We start from the raw sequence: 16,404 nt of genomic DNA on the forward strand, positions 1-16,404 counted from the left end.
ATACAGGCCTCGCTAGGTAAGCGCTTTGAGGTTAGAGACGCTCGATCACTATTGATGTTATTTAGCGTTAACAAGGCATCAACATCCCCCGCACAACCGAGGCCGCAACTGCTTGGGCACCTAGAGACGATCCAGCATGGCCGTTCGACCAAGGATGATGAGATTAGATGGGAACGGTCCGCTCGCACGTCGCCCCTGCAAGGACCTGTCTCTTCTGACAGCGGGGTTGCGGCGTCTTGATTGGTAAGGATTATGTTTATCGACCGCATGAGTGAGCCATGTCTCTTTCGCTGCGGCGGAATCGCGAATACGCGCCTGGAGCGGCTTTAGCCGCAGTTATAAGCAGGCGGCCTTACTTGCGTTCGTTGAACTAGACGGCACCCCAGCGTTCAAGCGGCAGCATCGGTGCGTTGTCGCGCACGCTTCAATAACCTGGCCAAGGTTACATCGAGCCAGAGGCGAGCCATATCGGGCCTAGTTCATCGTATTGCGGCAAGGCTAAATCCGGAAGCCACCCACGAGCTCTTTGAGCCGAGTGGATTGCTGCCTTAAATCAGCGCAGGCGCCCAGGGTCGACTGCAGATTTTGGACGCCTACTTGGTTGAGCGTGTTTATCTCCGTAATGTCTTGATTTAGCGATTCGATTACTGAGGTCTGCTCCTCGGTGGCCGCCGCCACCGACTGGTTCATCGCGTCGATCTCGGCAATGCTCTGGGTCACGCTGGCTAGTCGCTCGCCGGCCTGATCGGCGATGTACGCGCTTTCGTCGCTCTGACGCCGGCTCTCAGTCATTAGGTATACCGAATCCCGTGCCCCGACCTGAAGTTTCTCGATCATTACATGGATTTCGTGAGCGGAGGCCTGGGTACGATGCGCCAAGCTGCGCACCTCATCGGCCACGACTGCAAAGCCACGCCCAGCTTCACCGGCACGGGCCGCTTCGATGGCAGCATTGAGCGCGAGCAAATTAGTCTGAGCTGAGATTCCCTGGATTACATCAAGAATATGACCTATCTCGGCAGTTTGACTATTGAGGGCCTCAAGCTGGGCGCAAGACGCGCTGATATTGGTAGAGAGCAGCTTCATCGCGTCGATATTTTGCTGAACAACTTTGCGGCTCTCCTTGGCTTGATGGCTGGCAGCACCGGCCCGCTGCGAAGCGTCAGCTGCGTTACGGGCGATTTCCTGGGCAGTTGCGCCGAGCTGGTTGACTGCTGCCGCGACGCTGTTTACCCGGCTCGCCTGCTCGTCAGAGTTGGCCATCGATGAGTTAGAGGCATCCAGTACTCGCTGTGCCACTTCGTTTACCTGCAACGTTGTGGAGGAGACTTCGTGAATCGATTCGTGTATACGTCCGACGAAGCGGTTAAAGTCCAACGCCAGCTTTCCGAACTCGTCCCGTGAATGTACGGCGAGGCGGCGAGTGAGGTCGCCCTCCCCTTCGGCAATGCTAGCCATCGCCTGGCTCATGTCCGTGAGGGGACGCATCAACATTTTTATCAGCATGCCTAGCAGCGTTATGACGAGCACCACTGCAATCAGGGCAGCTAGGAATGCGGATATACGGAAATCTGAAAGCGCCGCGTAAGCTTTTTCCTTACTCACAGATATGCCTACGTACCAAGTCACAGAAGGCAAGCCCTGGACGGGGCTGAAGCTGAGGATGCGCTGCTGTCCATCGAGCTCCGCCTCGATAAATCCACTTGTCACCGAAGGCGTATTGTTAGGATACAGCTCGGCCAAGGTTTTCATAACTTTGGTCTGATCCGGGTGCACAAGTACCTTGCCTTCGCTGCTAACTAGGAATGCATAGCCCATTCCGTCGAAGTTCAGTGTGTTGATGATATCCACCAGCACCTTAAGATTAATGTCGCCGCCCACCACGCCGAGGCTCTCGGCTCCGCTTTGCGCAGGCGTTGACGCAGCAATGACCAGCTCTCCAGTCGAGCCATCACGATATGGTCCGGTCAGAGTAGTCGTTCCAGACTCGAGCGCATGCTTGTACCAAGGCTCTAATCGATAATCAGAGCCAGCCTCCATGCTGAAGGAAGGAAAAATAATCAGCTCTCCATCACTCCTACCAAGGTACGTGAAAGCGAAAGCCGAGTTGAGCGCTGGCTGTTTAACGAGCGCTTGAACTTCTATACTCGAACTATCGCGGGCAACGGTCTGGGCTGTGCTTTCTAGCAAAACCAGACGCCCAGCAAGCCAGTTGGCAATGTTGCTAGCGGCTACGCCCCCCATCTCATCTAGGTAGCTCTCGAGCTTCGCCTGAATAACCATGCGTTGCGAAAAATCGTTGTAGAGAGTAAACAAAGTGAAAGCGGCGATGACCACCGATGACGCGGCCACCAATATTTTACGGCTAAACTTTAGTCGACTAAGTATGGCGCGTGTCCGAGGGATTTTCTGGGTCATATGCAAGCTACGTCCTTATTATTTCTTATCTGAGACACTTTCTTCAAATAGCCACTTAGGCGCAGGATCAAGCTAACTCATCCAAGCCTACATATGCCCAAGCGTTGATAATTATACCGGTTTGGTTGGGATAGCTCGCGCTTTGCTACCGGCTTCCTTATTCTCAGGAAGCCACTTAATCGTTAAAGAGCCTCGTCGCCTGCAAGCCAAATAAAATGACCCGAAGGCAACGTTTAAATAAGCGCTCCACAGCAGCTGGTATTTAACTTATCACCTGCTGAATAACAAAACATCTTTACATCCGAAAAACGGAACGTTTTCTAAGGAAAACGCCCGCATTCATGTGCTCAGAAAAGCTCAAGCGGGTAGGAGATAACAAGGCGGGTTTGGGTAAGATCACCGCCAGTGCTACCGTCACCCGAATGCCAAGATTGGACCAGCCTAGCGGTAAGATCTTTGACCGGCCCGCTTTCGGCAACATACTGAGCGCTTAAATTAGTCTCACGCTCCTTCTCAGACTCCCCATAAAGACCGAAGTAGGCCGAATCGGAGCTGACACTGCTACCATCGATGCCATGGCCACGTATATGCCTAGCCATTAACGTCAAACCTGAAACTCCAAAGCTTTGCATGTTTAGCTCGTAGCGAACCTGAACTGAGCGCTCATTCGGAGCATTGAAGTCCGACAGTTCAGCAGCGTTCGCCAAGTATAGCCCGTCGCTATATACTCCTGCTCCAACACCAGATTGTCTGCTGCCTATCGCAGCATAGTCATGAGGTTGGTCACCATCATTACGCTGTAACGCGACGACAAACGTGTGCGCCCCTGTCGTAAATGCGGAGGAGAGCGATGCAGCTGTCACGTTGATTTCGCCTGCTTTCTCCCGACCTGAGTCGAGGCTACGATATATATTAAAATCGAAAGTCAACGCCTGAGTATCAGAAAACACATGTACATAGTTAACGCCTGCATAGTACTGCGCCATCACGTCCTCATACCGAGAACCATACAGAGACAGTGATAGATTATCTTTAAGACCGTACGTACCTCCAACATAGTCAACTTGGGTGGTACTAACTCCAGCGAAAGCCAATCCAAGCTCACCATTTCGATTTGTGGAAAGGTAACCAGTTCCAGACGTAAAGTGGCCCGCAGAAATAATCGAACCTTCGACGTCAGCGCTTTCTATCATCCAGCCCACTGCGGTTTGGTTAAGCTGATAATAGCTTCCAGTAGCAAAGACCGGGACCTGCGGCTGCAGGTCTCCATACCTTAGTGTAGTATTTGAAAGGCGAACCTTTACACTTCCGCCTGCTTTACCGTAATTGTCAGCAGGCTGGCCGTTACCTCGATAAGGCAGAGTCATTGAGCCCGTACGACTGCCGCTTCCATCAAGCTTCACTGCACCATAAGCAAAAGCATCGATGCCCAAGCCAACAGCACCCTTGGTGAAACCAGACGTGAAATCTAACATTTCACCTTGCGTCCAATCGCGTTGCGCCCCTAAGTCTCCCGTCTGGTGCCAATAATAGTTGCGAGAGAGCAAGGTGAGGCGACTATCTTCAACGAACCCAGCAGATTCGGACTGACTATTTGCATAGCTAAAGCCTACCGGAATTATCAGGAGTGCGGCTCCGGCGAGCTGACTATACAGGGAGGTATTCTTATTCATTTGTTGCTCCCAAGATTCTACAGATTAGAGGTTATAGATTTTGGTGGCGAATTCGGGGAATCCTAATAGAGACCAGGCGGGATTATTAGGCCCCCGATCTGACCAGCAGCCTGTCACAGACGCCAACCGCTCGATCACTTTCGCTGCGTAGTGACAATTCTTAAATGGCGCACGGTGCTACGCTCAACTCAGCTAATCAATAAGTCAATTTTTAATCTCACCTCCTAGCCTCTAACATCAAACCATAATCACCGTGTTTCGTTGGCATCTATTTGCTTTTAGACAAATAACAGAACAACGTGGAGGATGATTTGATATCATCACTGGGCAGCATTTTCAGCCTAAAAGAGAAGTTGACGCTTGCAACGAGCTCAGCCATCTCAAGATATCGCCGGAATCAGTCACATCGCCATACTTCTGGTGTATGTCATATAAAGCTGCATCGTGCGGAGGTGAGGCGCGGTCAGCACAGCAATCAGCTGGCACAAGAACATTAAAGCCAGATTGAACGGCATCCACGGCAGTCGCGCGTACGCAGCCTGAAGTTGTGGCCCCGGTTATCACAACAGTATCCGTGCCGGATCCGGCTAGGAGAGTGGCTAAGGTGGACCCAAAGAAAGACGAGGCGCCCTTTTTAACAACGACCATATCCGATGGCTGAATCCCTGTAGCTTCATCAATTTCCACCAAGCGCGTTCCCAAAACCAAATTGGCCATGCCCGACGCTTTTTTCAGCCAAGGAAGTACCGCCACTTCTGCCGGATGGTAAGCGATGGTAGTGAAAATAACTGGAAAGCCCAGCTGTCGGGCGTAATCACATATTTCTTTCGTGCGCGCAATTTGGCCGGCGGCGTTAAACGCCGTGGGATATTGCTCGTCAGTGAACCCATACGAGAAATCTACTACAATTATTGCTGGTCGAGACCCTCTAGGTACGGGCCGCCCGAATCCTGCAGTATCATATATATTAGCCTGAGACATTTTCTCTCCTTAATACAAGGGCCGCTCTGTAGCGTTCATCTTGCGTCGAGTTGGATTTCCTTAACTACGATATCGCCAGCGATGACAACAGGCGCGTCATCAAGGAACAGCGAGCAATTTCGCAATGGAATATCGAGATGACAGGCTGTGTCATTTAACCCGCCAAGTTCATTATTTGGACCAGTAGAGAACATGACATTGCCGTAGAAACTTCTCGCCTCCATCCCCATGCCGCCAGGGAACTGGCCGGGCACAAAGTTATGCCACCTTGCATAAGGATTCATGCCCCAACCAACATGACTCATTCCCCTTCCCTGTGGGTCATTGAATGAATCCATGTACGCGCTGACTATATCCGCCTCGAGACCGCCGCGAATATCGGTAATCCACCCCTTCTCGATCGTATATGTAATCGGCTCCCTAACCATAAGCAGCTGCGGCAAAAGGATATCGCCTGGCGCGACGACAATTGTTCCGTCTACTCCATCGTCGTCGCCGCCCGTAAACACGAAACCTGAGGGCCAGTGATCCCAGCGTCCAGGTGTATCCGTACATGCGTATTCCGCAACGGTGGGATATGTGTTTAATTTATAAGTTACATCCGTACCATAAGGCGATGTGATTCGCATCACCTTAGCTCGGTCTAGCAACTCCGCAGCAATAGTCACCTTCTCGCGGAGTTCTGGAAATGGTTGCAATCGCGCTAGTAGTTCAGGTGGCTCCACGGCAGTGAGAATGCGAGTTCCCGCTGCTTGAATTGCCATTTGCTCAGGCGAGAAAAGAAGAAATATGCAATCAATGAGCATGTCGCAGTTTTTCAAAGCTTCGACAGCGCCAGGCATATCCGCCAAACCAGTGACACCTACGGCCCACCCTTCTGAAGGTAAAGGCGCCGGCAGTCGCATATGAAACATCTCGGCACCAAGCTGCCGCCCCGCAGACATAAACGCATCCGCATAAGCTAGACGGTCGTTTCCTTGGGTTAGAACGATAAGACGCTCGCCGTTCCTAACTCCCGACATCCTGAGTTGGTGTAGGCATATTTCTGTGAAGCTTAGGTGATCCATCCTAGGCCCCCTTTGCGTCATCGGTGACAGCGCCGAGGAATCCTTCCAAATCGTCCCAAGGAATCATGTGTCCGGCATTTTGAACAGTATAGGTCTTGGTCTGTGGTGCGAGACTCTCGAACTCAGCGATATCTTCCGCGCGGATAACATCCGCTCCGCCAGCTACAATCAGTCGGATAGGAAGCGTCAACTCTAACAAGTCAGCGTGTATATCATCTGTATGAAAACCATCGAAGGCTGTTTTGATGGCCGTATATTGGCAAGTGTGTAGCCACTCCGCGCGGAGTTGGATCTGTTGATCTGTCCAAGTTGGGCAGAAGACTCGCATCTCGTCAACAGAGCAGCCTTTTTGGGCTAAGCGTATGGAGTCGGCATACCATGGCCACTTTGCTGGATATTGCCGTCTCCCTGGCCCAGAGACAGGCGGATCTACAAGAATTAGCTTCGAGAATAACTGCGAATTCTTGCGTGCTGCACGGATCGCGATACGTGCTCCCATAGAGTGCCCTAACACAACAACAGTACCCCCCATCCGTTGGACCAGGGCTACAACATCATCCGACATCGCGTCCAAGGAGTAATCGAGGTCGCCTGCTTCACTCAATCCTCGGCCTCGAATGTCGAGAACATGCACGTCGTAGAACTTTGACAGCCGTTCTGCCACGAATCCCCAAGTGATCGCGGGCGAAGTGATTCCAGGAACCAAAAGAAGCGGCTCACCATTTCCCGGAAAATGAAGGATGTGTTGCCGAATCCCATTGGCATGTACGTTGTAACCTTCCATTAGTACGCCCCCGACAAAAGGGCGCCACCGCCTGGAACTCGTGTGGGCAAGTTCAATGCTTTCAACATTGCCCACGTCGTAGCGACTGCAGCTGAAACAACTGGCTTTCTGGTCTGGGCCTCAACCATAGTTATTGCTGACAGTGACGGCATTTGAACGCATGCGGAAAGAACGATCGCGTCAACGTCATCCGTTCTCATCTTGGCCACGATGTCTGGAAGATTCATTGGATCGTGTGCGGCTACTGCAAGATTGTCGGAGATTTCTAGCGCCCGATAATCTCCAACTTCGATGCCCTCGTTCCGAATATAGTCAACGACTAGCTCAGTTAGCGGCTTCATATATGGCGTTACAACTGCTACGCGCTTGGCACCAAGCGCACGAATACCATCCACAAGCGCTCCCGCCGAGGTAATAACCGGCGTTTTAGCATCGTTCTGCGCAGTGACTGTTTGGAGACGTTCGGCCGAAGCGCGATGATAACCGTGCCCCATGGACATGATGGCGACTAAACAGGCATAACCCATCACATCGACACGCGCGTCAGATAGCTCGAGCGCGCAACGGTCGCTGTCCCCATCCATCCGCGCCAATTCTTCTTTCGTTACATGTTTCATTCGCATGCGAGAGGAGTGAAACGTGAACCGCTCAGGAGCTATTAATTCCCTTGCCTTCAGCAAAGCAGGTATCTCCGTCTCCATAGTGATGTTGGAGCTAGGTACGATCTGCCCGACACGAATGATAGTCATTATCGAAACCCTCTTTTATATAAAACATTTAATTTAGTCGCCAATAACCCAGCACGTGTTATAGGCATGACCGGCGAGTTAGAATGAGCCCGTTCGTTTTGTAGCTGCTAGCTAATCCGGTATACCGACCGGCAGCGCTAAACAGCTAAAGTATCGCTCTCGTACTTGGCAGCGACTGTCTATTGAGCTGTCATTACCGACCCTTCAAACCATGAAACAAGTAAGCGCGCGATGTCACTGCTGTTTTTTTCTGACATAAGCATGTGATTGTTCCCTAAAATCCCATGCTCCTCTAAAAGGAAATGAGTGACATCGTAATTTAGATCTTTTAGATAACTAACAGCTTTACTATTAGCTTCCCTCATCCAAGTCGCCTGCCCTGTCACAAAGCAGATCGGCCTATCAAAAGGATCATGGGAACCGGACAGCTCCGCCGCGCAAAGTCCGTTATCAAATACTCCAAACGAATGCTCTAATCCCGGATATCCAAGCGGCTCTACCGCAGCAACGGCTTTGACTCGATGCCCACCGATAGCCGCCAGCGCCCAACCACACGGCCCGCCTGCTGAATGCGAAACCAAAATCGTATCACCGGTGACTTCAAACAATTTCGGGGCAATCGCTTCTACATGTTGTTGAGCTGCGGTTAAGGTTGTGGCCATTACACCTTGGCTCGCCATGAACCTATCACCGGCAAGCGGCTCGTGATCAGGCCATTGATCGTGACTTTCTGCTTGTGCCCATAGACCCAAAGTTTTGGGATCGACGAATCTTTGATAAAGAGTTTCGTAATCTGGATGAGGTGTATGGGGCCCTAAAACATCAGTATTCCAGCCACTACGGCCGTGACCCGGCCTGTCTAGAACAAAAACCGAAAAGCCAGCTTTCAAAAAGTCATGTACCCACCCAGGGCGCCCGTCAGGGGTGGTCAGAAATTCCGATCCTTGCCCACCACCACCATGTACAAGCGTAATAGACAATGGATGAGGGTTGACAGGTTTGAACCATTGCACGTAAGCATTTATACCTGGAAAACTCCGACCATTGCACGACAGCGGGGCACTGGTAAGAAACATTCCACCAAAGTCGGCCAGTTCAAGATTGGTCGACGGCGCGGTTCTGAATGCCTGCTCGTCTAGCATTATATCTAGCACTCCTACTCACTATTACTTGATTTAGTTTAGCTAAGCTAAGCTAAGCCTAGGTTCATTTCCGTCTGTCACCCTCAGCCAACGAACTGTGCGACGCTAAACCCAAAACGAACGATAGCGCCGGACCGGGTTCCGCAAAGCACTAATCCGGCACGATCAACTTTCGCGTATTACAGGAACGTCTCCATGTGTTCTGGGAATCGGAGTGCGTCGCGCATTCTGTCTACATCTTTCGAGATAGCCCTAGTGTTGTCCACCCACTCGTCTTTGCCTACACCTTGCTTCTGGTGATACAAATTACGAAGGTTATCGCTGGCTCTCGGGGAAACTAACTCAATAAATTTTCTACGACGGTCGGCTTCAAAAACATCCAGGACTTCTTCGCTACGACCTTCATGGATAATTTGATTTAGCGCAGCTGTTAACGCAAACGCATCAAACATACCACCCGTTAGGCCAAGCCCTCCCGTCGGATTAGTCAAATGGGCTGCATCGCCAATTAACAGAACACGACCCAAGCGCATGGTATCTGCAACCCGCTGGTGCATACGGTACGGCGAATAGGCAACCACCTCATATGGATCGTCAGTCGGCAAAAGCTTGTTGAACATCTGACCGATACGGTCTGAAATACCATCCATGGGTAAGTTCGGATCCTCCATGAAAGTGACCCGCCATAGCGAATCACTATCAATACAGCATATAACTGACCCGTAGACGTCATCCACCTGCATGGTGGTTTTACCAAAACCTAGACTGTCGAAATCAAACTTTGTATTTGTTGCAACGTATCGCTGCGGCCATGTTATGCCAAAGAAGTTTTGCTTCATGACCTGTTGCCGAACAAAACTGTTAGCGCCATCGGCACCAACCAGCCATCCACCCTCAATAACTTGTCCAGCGAACTGACCACCAAGTACAACCTGAACCGAATGGGAACTAATCTTATAATCAACAACGGGCGATGAATACCGAACTTCCACATTTGGGAGGGCTTTAAGATGGTTAATCAATATCTTAGAAAGCTTGTCCTGTCCTAAATGAAGCGCATATGGCAACTCGACCTCAGATTCGAGGCATTTAAGATCCCAGAAAATCATTTCGCCAGTTGAGTGCACACGCCATGCAAAGTTCTGCCTCATTAACCCTGCTGCTATGCAGTCGTCGAGCACTCCTAGACGTTTAAGATGAGGCAAAACCGGGAAGTGGTAAACAAGCGCGCGTGGGCTATCACTGGGCTGACTCTCAGCTTCTAGTACCGTTACATTCGCACCCGCCTTGCCTAATCCCAAGGCAGTTAGCAGCCCTACCGGGCCGCCGCCGACAATAATGACGCGCTTATCAATACTCATCACTTACCCTCTTATTAATTTGATTTCCGATCCCTACCGGGATGAACGAAACGCATTGCACGAATCCGGCCTCCCCCATATGACGTAAGCCGGCCGTTAGCGTAGTTATATGGCCGTATATATATGTGTGTCAAACCAAGGTTGGCTGGCTTATTTTTCATTCAGTTCAGAAAATGCGTGGTTGAAAAGTTATCTGGTTTGATTATTTAACCGACATAACGGAGATCAATGCCCTTGGTCTCTTTCCAGCATGCCACCACAGCAGCCCCTACTAAGACCATGGCCACTACGTATAAATGATATACCCACCCGTAGCTTAATTCCGTTAACCATGAGTTGAGGTAGGGAGCCGTGCCTCCGAAGACTGCAACGCCAATTGACAATGAAACGCCCATTACCCGTGCTCGGTATTTCGTGGGGATTTGCTCAGTGATAGTCGCTGGCATTGTCCCGCCTATACATGCGACCAAAGCGAGCATACCGCCCTGTGCCACAAATAACGTCCAAGCCTGATCCGTTATCATAGCCATAGCCGGATAGTTCAAGAGGGCAACGGAAAGGAAGTAAAATATCGTTACAGGTTTGCGGCCAATTTTGTCGGACACGTATCCCCAACACGGTACTGCAATCAAATATACAAGCTGAGCTAGGACAGTTGCCGTAAATGCATCACTTGGATTCATTCCCCTCTGGGTTATTGCAATCACGAGCGCATACCCAGTCCAGATATAGAATGGTATCCCTACCCCGGCTTGGTAGAAGAAAATACCCACCGACCGCAGAAAAATTTTCTTGCTAGTCCATTCCCTAGGTGTTTCTGCTGCTAACCGTGAGCTGTTAGCTTTGGTTGCAAAATCCTCAAGCACTTCGCTCTCCATCATGTTTCTCCTTAAAAAAAGGACAACAATGGTAAGGAACGCGCCCAATGCGAAAGGAATCCGCCAGCCCCACGCATTCATATCTTCAGCGGATATAGCATTTGTAAGGAATGCGCCTACGAGGGACGCTAGAAGACTTCCCAGCCCAGCGCTGAAGTACATGCTGCTTGACCACAAGCCGCGTCGCTCTTTAGGTGCAATTTCCGCTAAATATGTGTACGAAGCCGTGGCCTCTCCCCCGTGAGCGAAACCTTGGAGCAATCGGGCCGCCAGGATAATCAAAGATGCCACGCCTCCAATTGATTCATATGACGGCGCGAGGGTAATAATAAGACTCCCGATACCCATCAGCACCATAGATATCAGCAGTACGCTTTTGCGACCGTATGAATCCGCGAGAGTACCGAAAACGATCCCGCCGAGGGGGCGAGAAATAAATCCAACTGCAAATATAGCCAATGTTAAAAGGAGCGCGGAGCTTGGGTCGCTCGGATCGAACATCGCCTTCGCAATATATGATGCAAAAATTGCGTAAATGGTCCAGTCGAACCACTCAAGTATGTTGCCAAGACCAGTAGCGATCATCGAGCGCGTACGCAGCACACCACCCAGTGCTTGGGTGCGTGCAGGTTCGCTAGGAGTTGTTGTTGTTGTAATATTTAACATTTAACTAGTCTTCCTATGGACTCAGCCATGACAGTCGTGGCTACAGCTCGGCCCACCCCGTCACTTTTAAATTGAGAGTTCGGCCACACGTTAAGGACCAGCATTGCATCATTCTGATGGGTTTCGTCTGAAAAGTCCGGCTACCCAAGATTTTATGACCGGCCAGATAAGCGACCGAAGTCCGACAGGCGCGTTTTTTCGCTCAGTTAACGCTCCTTCGCGCAACAGTTGCTCTAGATTTTCTCCAAACATAGAAGCAAGACGTCGAACCGTTTCGATGACAATTCCGCCGCGCCCAAATTGAGCCAACGCTCCGGTGAGCTTCCATGCTAAACCTACATCTATGACTGAGCCCGACTCACCGTTTTGTCTTACCGTCCAAATGATCCGACCCGTAGCGGTGGAACCAGTCAACGCATCCCGACCCCCTACCGTCATCCAGCCTTCCCGGCGTTCATCATTCATTTCGTAAGTTCCATCGCCATTGAAATGGGCCCTAATTGGGCCTAGAGCCATGTGCATTTTTCCAGTTACTTCGTGTTCAGTTAAGCTCACAACCTCTGCCCCAGGAATACAGCTAGCGGCAGTCTTAAGGTCCCGCATAACTGCCCATGCTTCATCTGGCGGGAGGTCGATTTCCACACTCTGTGAAATTGAGTTTGGAAAGTCGTCGGCCTTAGCATCTCGCTTCAAGCTAGGTTCAGGCTTCGAAGATTCGTCAGTTTCATTGGCAACGGACTGAATAGCCTCGCGTTCCTGATGAACCACGACCGGACTTGCACTACCGGTCGGCACCTTTCCACAACTTACTGAACGAATCGCATCAACTATTCCTACATAGCCGGTGCACCGACATAGATTCCCCGCTAATTCGCGCCGAATGCGATTTTCATCAACGTCTCCCAGTCGCAACACAATATCGCGTGCCGTTATAAGCATGCCGGGGGTGCAGAACCCACATTGCAAAGCGTGCTTTTCACGGAAAGCTTTCCTCACATAGGACATCGTAGGGTCATCTTGAAACCCTTCAATGGTGGTGATATTTGAGTCATCGCAATCAACAGCAAAAGCAATACATGAGCGCTGAGGTTTGCCATCGATAAGAATCGTGCATGCGCCACAGACTCCTTGATCGCACCCGAGGTGTGTGCCGGTAAGGCGAAACTGCTCTCTTAGAACGTCCGCAAGCACATCTCTCGACGTGACTGTTGCGGCAATCTTTTCACCATTTACCGTGAGCGTGATAGAGCACGCGGACTGGTCTGGAATAACCTGGTTAATCATCATTTGTAACCCTCAATCCGCCTTATAGCTCTTTCGACCATTGTCAGGTGGATAGCTAGACGATCAGCCTCAACCTCCCGCAGCTTGCTTCGAATTTCCTTTTTCGCAACTTTCAACATCGTTTCTGGGTCGGCTGAGCCTAACTGATTTGATGTTTCCTTGAGGAATAAGGGCGGTCCATCCATTCCTCCGAGAAATGCGCGCGATACCCCTGTTGATGGATCAAAAACTACCGCACATATGGACTTGGCGAATTCGCCGGTTTTTTGGCAAAACTTCACATAAGCCCATCGAGCCGTCGCTGATAGCTTCGGAACCTCAATGCTCGCAAGGATTTCATTACGCTCAAGAGCATTTACGAAAGGAGCGATCATGAGCTCTTCCACTGGGACTTGGCGCTTCCCTTTAGCACCCTGAATGTTGCAAACCGCACCGATTGCGCTCAATGATGTTAACCAGTCCGCTGCAGGATCGGCATGGCACAAAGAGCCTCCTATGGTTCCACGGTTTCGAACGGCGCGGTACGCAATCCCTTTCGCGACATAAGAGAGGTACCGGCCAGTAACGTCTGCAGAATTCTGATCTTCTAGTACGGCATGTGTCACCGCTGCGCCGATGCGGATAGTTTTTTTCGCCTCTTGAATGTCCTGCAGCTCTGGTAAACGGCGAATCGAAACTAAATTATTTGGCCTCGCCAATCGAAGATTCATCATGGGCACTAAGGACTGTCCTCCTGCCATTGGCTTCGCCATGCCCTCTGAAACGGATAACATTTCAACAGCGCTTGAGAGTGAGTCGGCTCGCTCATAGTCAAATTTAGACGGCCTCATAATTTTCTCCCGCAGCTGCAATTGCATTTAGTATCCGTGGAGGCGTCATTGGGAGAGTGCGGACTTTGGCCCCCAACGGTAAAAGTGCATCGTTTATTGCGTTAGCAATCGCAGCTGCGGCAGGGATCGTGCCGGACTCACCGGCACCCTTCACGCCAAAGCTTGTATGCGGAGATGGACTCACGAGGTGATCGAGCCGGAAGCGGGGCACCTCCGCTGCGCCAGGAAGCAGGTAATCTAGTAGCGTCGATGCAAGTGGTTGGCCGTTCTCGTCGTACGGACTTTCTTCGAAAAGCGCTGTACCAATCCCTTGAGCGGCGCCACCGATGGTCTGGCCTTCCACGATCATAGGGTTAATACGCTCTCCGCAGTCCTCGACAATTACGTAGTCGACAATATTAACTTGACCTGTTTCTGTATCGACTTGAACCTTAACTGCGTGTGTACCATAAGCGAAGATTCCGCTATCAACCGGTACTTTGTAGCCTTCGGTAACCTCAAGGCTTTTGATATTCTGCGCACACGTTGGAAGCAAATGCGGTTTCAAATAGAACATGTGGGCGATTTCTTCAAAACTGACGCTTTGATCGCCGATGTAAGCAGCCCCTTCGTCAATCTCCACGTCATCGGGATTGACTTCACCTAGCAGTCCCGCAGCGACAGTCCGAATCCTATGATTCAGAACTTTGGATGCCGCCTCTATCGCGCCTGCGCCAATTACTGCAGATCGGGATGTGAAAGATCCGACAGAATGAGGTGTTAGCTCGGTATCCCCTAAACGAACCTGAATCTTGCTTAGTTCAAACCCGGTCGCAGTGGCCGCAACTTGAGCAAGGGAGGTCTCAAGCCCTTGACCGAAACCTTGGAGGCCCAGCTTCACTTGCAGGGTTCCATCAGCGTTAACTTTAAGAGTTGCTTGATCTAACCCGGGGACAACTGGCATACCCCAAGATGAAAAGAAGCTCGCGCCGTTAGCCGTCTGCTCGTAAAACGTTGCAAAGCCAATTCCTGTTAAGGTTCGTGGCGAAGCCAAACAAGAGGATTGCTCTGATCGGAACTTGTCGAAATCTATCAATTCTCGGGCGCGTTGAAGGCTTTTTCCGTAATCACCAACGTCGAACATTTTTCCCGTAACATCGTGAAACGGCATAGACTCAGGCGGAACCAAGTTAAGCGCACGAACATCGCACGGCTCACGGCCAACGGCGTGAGCTACCGCGTCAATCACTGACTCAATCGCAAAGCATGTACCTACCCGCGCGATACCTCTGTACGGGCAAAAGCTGGGCTTATTGGTAGCCACGACATTCACCCGTGATTGGTAATGGGTGATTTGATACGGGCCAGGTAAGTTGCTTCGCGCGGAGTAGCCTTCCAGAACGGCCGTGAATGGCCAGGTGGAATAAGCGCCATTATCGATGCATATGTCGGCATCCAAACCAACAAGCCGCCCTTCGGGGGTCGCGTAGCCAGTCAGCTTGTACTTGGCTTGTCGAGTACATGCCCCAGCCACCAAATGCTCACGCCTATCCTCTACCCAACGGAAAGGCGTCCTATGCTTAAGCGCGAGCCAAGCAACAACAATTTCTTCGGGAAGGAGCTGAAGCTTATATCCGAACCCACCACCAATGTCTGGTGGAGTGACCCTTATCTTTGATTCAGGAATTCCGAGGAACTGGGCCATTCCGCTACGTACCGGATGGGGGATCTGTGTCGACATTGCGAGCACCAGCTGGTCCGCTTCGAAATCCCAATGCGCCACGATCCCCCTTCCCTCGAGTGGATGGATCGTTTGACGTGAAAGCTCGACCTCGACGTCAACAACAACTGGCGCTTCTTGTGCGAGTGAAGCTAGATCCACCTCAGTTATCATTTCTACAAAGCTGTTATTTGTCCAGCCTTCATGAAGTAGCGGCGCATTGGGTGCAAGTGCCTGGCTAACCGTGGAGAGCGCCGACATCTCTTCGATATCAAGCTGCACTTCATCCGCTAAATCTTCCGCTTGAGCGCGGTCGAGAGCCACGCAAGCGGCGATCGGCTCGCCGACAAACCTTACGCGGCCGGAGGCGAGAACCGGGCACTCGCTGTGTTGGTAACCGGGCGTGGTAACTGGCGTGGTGATTGGCTGAACCCCGACAAGATCAGCATTCGTAAAAACCCGGTTTTCCAAATATCTGGGCTTAATGATTTGGCGAATAACGCCATGCGCGACGGGACTTCTAACAAAAACGACTTCCAGCATACCCGGGAGCCTGATGTCTCCTACGAAGCGCCCGCGCCCTTGAAGATGTCGCTCATCCTCGCGCCTTTCGACTCTCAACCCGATTGAATTTGTCATAGGGGCTGTATCTCCCATTTGCGCAAGACTCAAAGCCAATCCCCGAACTGGGACAGCCAATTTATTATATGTATGACGGTATAATTACTGCCTAATGGTGTCAAGCACAGCCGATAGGATTTTCAGCTTCGCAATGCGATACCCGGCCTGTCACGTTTGCTGGCCGACAGCGCAGGTAGTTAGCACACGCGAATAGGGCGAGATCTCGGCACAGATCGCACGGACCTGAAGCT

The 16,404-nt window shown here is 51.2% G+C and carries 12 protein-coding genes; all 12 read right to left on the bottom strand.

What is annotated here, in order from left to right:
* Window positions 1-498: 498 nt before the first annotated feature.
* Complete coding sequence (locus NA645_RS18995; RefSeq protein WP_256050247.1) at window positions 499-2,388, bottom strand: methyl-accepting chemotaxis protein; 1,890 nt, start codon at window positions 2,386-2,388, stop codon at window positions 499-501.
* A gap of 377 nt (window positions 2,389-2,765) precedes the next feature.
* Window positions 2,766-4,091 carry an OprD family outer membrane porin gene (locus tag NA645_RS19000; RefSeq protein WP_256050244.1) on the bottom strand — a complete coding sequence of 442 codons (1,326 nt, stop codon included), beginning with the start codon at window positions 4,089-4,091 and terminating at the stop codon, window positions 2,766-2,768.
* Between the two features lie 336 nt (window positions 4,092-4,427).
* On the bottom strand, window positions 4,428-5,072 hold the full coding sequence (locus NA645_RS19005; protein ID WP_181086762.1) for an isochorismatase family protein: 645 nt from the start codon (window positions 5,070-5,072) through the stop codon (window positions 4,428-4,430).
* A 35-nt stretch (window positions 5,073-5,107) separates the two neighbouring features.
* Entirely contained in the window at window positions 5,108-6,139 is a 1,032-nt protein-coding gene (locus NA645_RS19010) for a leucyl aminopeptidase (protein ID WP_181086763.1), read from the bottom strand.
* A gap of 1 nt (window position 6,140) precedes the next feature.
* Window positions 6,141-6,923, bottom strand: coding sequence for an alpha/beta fold hydrolase (locus NA645_RS19015; RefSeq protein ID WP_256050245.1), 783 nt, complete (start codon window positions 6,921-6,923; stop codon window positions 6,141-6,143).
* Window positions 6,923-7,624 carry a maleate cis-trans isomerase family protein gene (locus NA645_RS19020; protein ID WP_181086777.1) on the bottom strand — a complete coding sequence of 234 codons (702 nt, stop codon included), beginning with the start codon at window positions 7,622-7,624 and terminating at the stop codon, window positions 6,923-6,925. Before NA645_RS19020 ends, NA645_RS19015 begins: the two co-directional genes overlap by 1 nt.
* A 227-nt stretch (window positions 7,625-7,851) precedes the next feature.
* Window positions 7,852-8,814, bottom strand: a complete 963-nt coding sequence (locus tag NA645_RS19025; RefSeq protein WP_181086765.1) for an alpha/beta fold hydrolase — start codon at window positions 8,812-8,814, stop codon at window positions 7,852-7,854.
* Between the two features lie 179 nt (window positions 8,815-8,993).
* Complete coding sequence (gene hspB, locus NA645_RS19030) at window positions 8,994-10,175, bottom strand: 6-hydroxy-3-succinoylpyridine 3-monooxygenase HspB (protein ID WP_064613869.1); 1,182 nt, start codon at window positions 10,173-10,175, stop codon at window positions 8,994-8,996.
* A 206-nt stretch (window positions 10,176-10,381) separates the two neighbouring features.
* Entirely contained in the window at window positions 10,382-11,719 is a 1,338-nt protein-coding gene (locus tag NA645_RS19035) for an MFS transporter (RefSeq protein WP_181086766.1), read from the bottom strand.
* A 108-nt stretch (window positions 11,720-11,827) separates the two neighbouring features.
* A complete protein-coding gene (locus NA645_RS19040) occupies window positions 11,828-13,006 on the bottom strand; it encodes a 2Fe-2S iron-sulfur cluster-binding protein (protein ID WP_256050246.1) in 1,179 nt (392 codons plus the stop codon).
* Window positions 13,003-13,860 (bottom strand): FAD binding domain-containing protein, encoded by an 858-nt coding sequence (locus NA645_RS19045; RefSeq protein WP_082916847.1) that lies wholly within the window; start codon window positions 13,858-13,860, stop codon window positions 13,003-13,005. Before NA645_RS19045 ends, NA645_RS19040 begins: the two co-directional genes overlap by 4 nt.
* A complete protein-coding gene (locus NA645_RS19050) occupies window positions 13,820-16,189 on the bottom strand; it encodes a xanthine dehydrogenase family protein molybdopterin-binding subunit (RefSeq protein WP_219852776.1) in 2,370 nt (789 codons plus the stop codon). The genes NA645_RS19045 and NA645_RS19050 overlap by 41 nt, the downstream gene beginning before the upstream one ends.
* Window positions 16,190-16,404: the final 215 nt, after the last annotated feature.

The organism is Stutzerimonas stutzeri, from assembly GCF_024448955.1.
In the GTDB taxonomy this organism is placed as follows: Bacteria; Pseudomonadota; Gammaproteobacteria; order Pseudomonadales; family Pseudomonadaceae; genus Stutzerimonas; species Stutzerimonas stutzeri_AQ.

Bases quoted from the DNA above. Each gene is read 5' to 3' on its own strand.
- NA645_RS19010 (WP_181086763.1), bottom strand. From the start codon at position 6,139: ATGGATCACCTAAGCTTCACAGAAATATGCCTACACCAACTCAGGATG.
- NA645_RS19035 (WP_181086766.1), bottom strand. From the start codon at position 11,719: ATGTTAAATATTACAACAACAACAACTCCTAGCGAACCTGCACGCACC.
- NA645_RS19045 (WP_082916847.1), bottom strand. From the start codon at position 13,860: ATGCAATTGCAGCTGCGGGAGAAAATTATGAGGCCGTCTAAATTTGAC.
- NA645_RS19000 (WP_256050244.1), bottom strand. From the start codon at position 4,091: ATGAATAAGAATACCTCCCTGTATAGTCAGCTCGCCGGAGCCGCACTC.
- NA645_RS19025 (WP_181086765.1), bottom strand. From the start codon at position 8,814: ATGCTAGACGAGCAGGCATTCAGAACCGCGCCGTCGACCAATCTTGAA.
- hspB (WP_064613869.1), bottom strand. From the start codon at position 10,175: ATGAGTATTGATAAGCGCGTCATTATTGTCGGCGGCGGCCCGGTAGGG.
- NA645_RS19020 (WP_181086777.1), bottom strand. From the start codon at position 7,624: ATGGAGACGGAGATACCTGCTTTGCTGAAGGCAAGGGAATTAATAGCT.
- NA645_RS19015 (WP_256050245.1), bottom strand. From the start codon at position 6,923: ATGGAAGGTTACAACGTACATGCCAATGGGATTCGGCAACACATCCTT.
- NA645_RS19005 (WP_181086762.1), bottom strand. From the start codon at position 5,072: ATGTCTCAGGCTAATATATATGATACTGCAGGATTCGGGCGGCCCGTA.
- NA645_RS19040 (WP_256050246.1), bottom strand. From the start codon at position 13,006: ATGATGATTAACCAGGTTATTCCAGACCAGTCCGCGTGCTCTATCACG.
- NA645_RS19050 (WP_219852776.1), bottom strand. From the start codon at position 16,189: ATGGGAGATACAGCCCCTATGACAAATTCAATCGGGTTGAGAGTCGAA.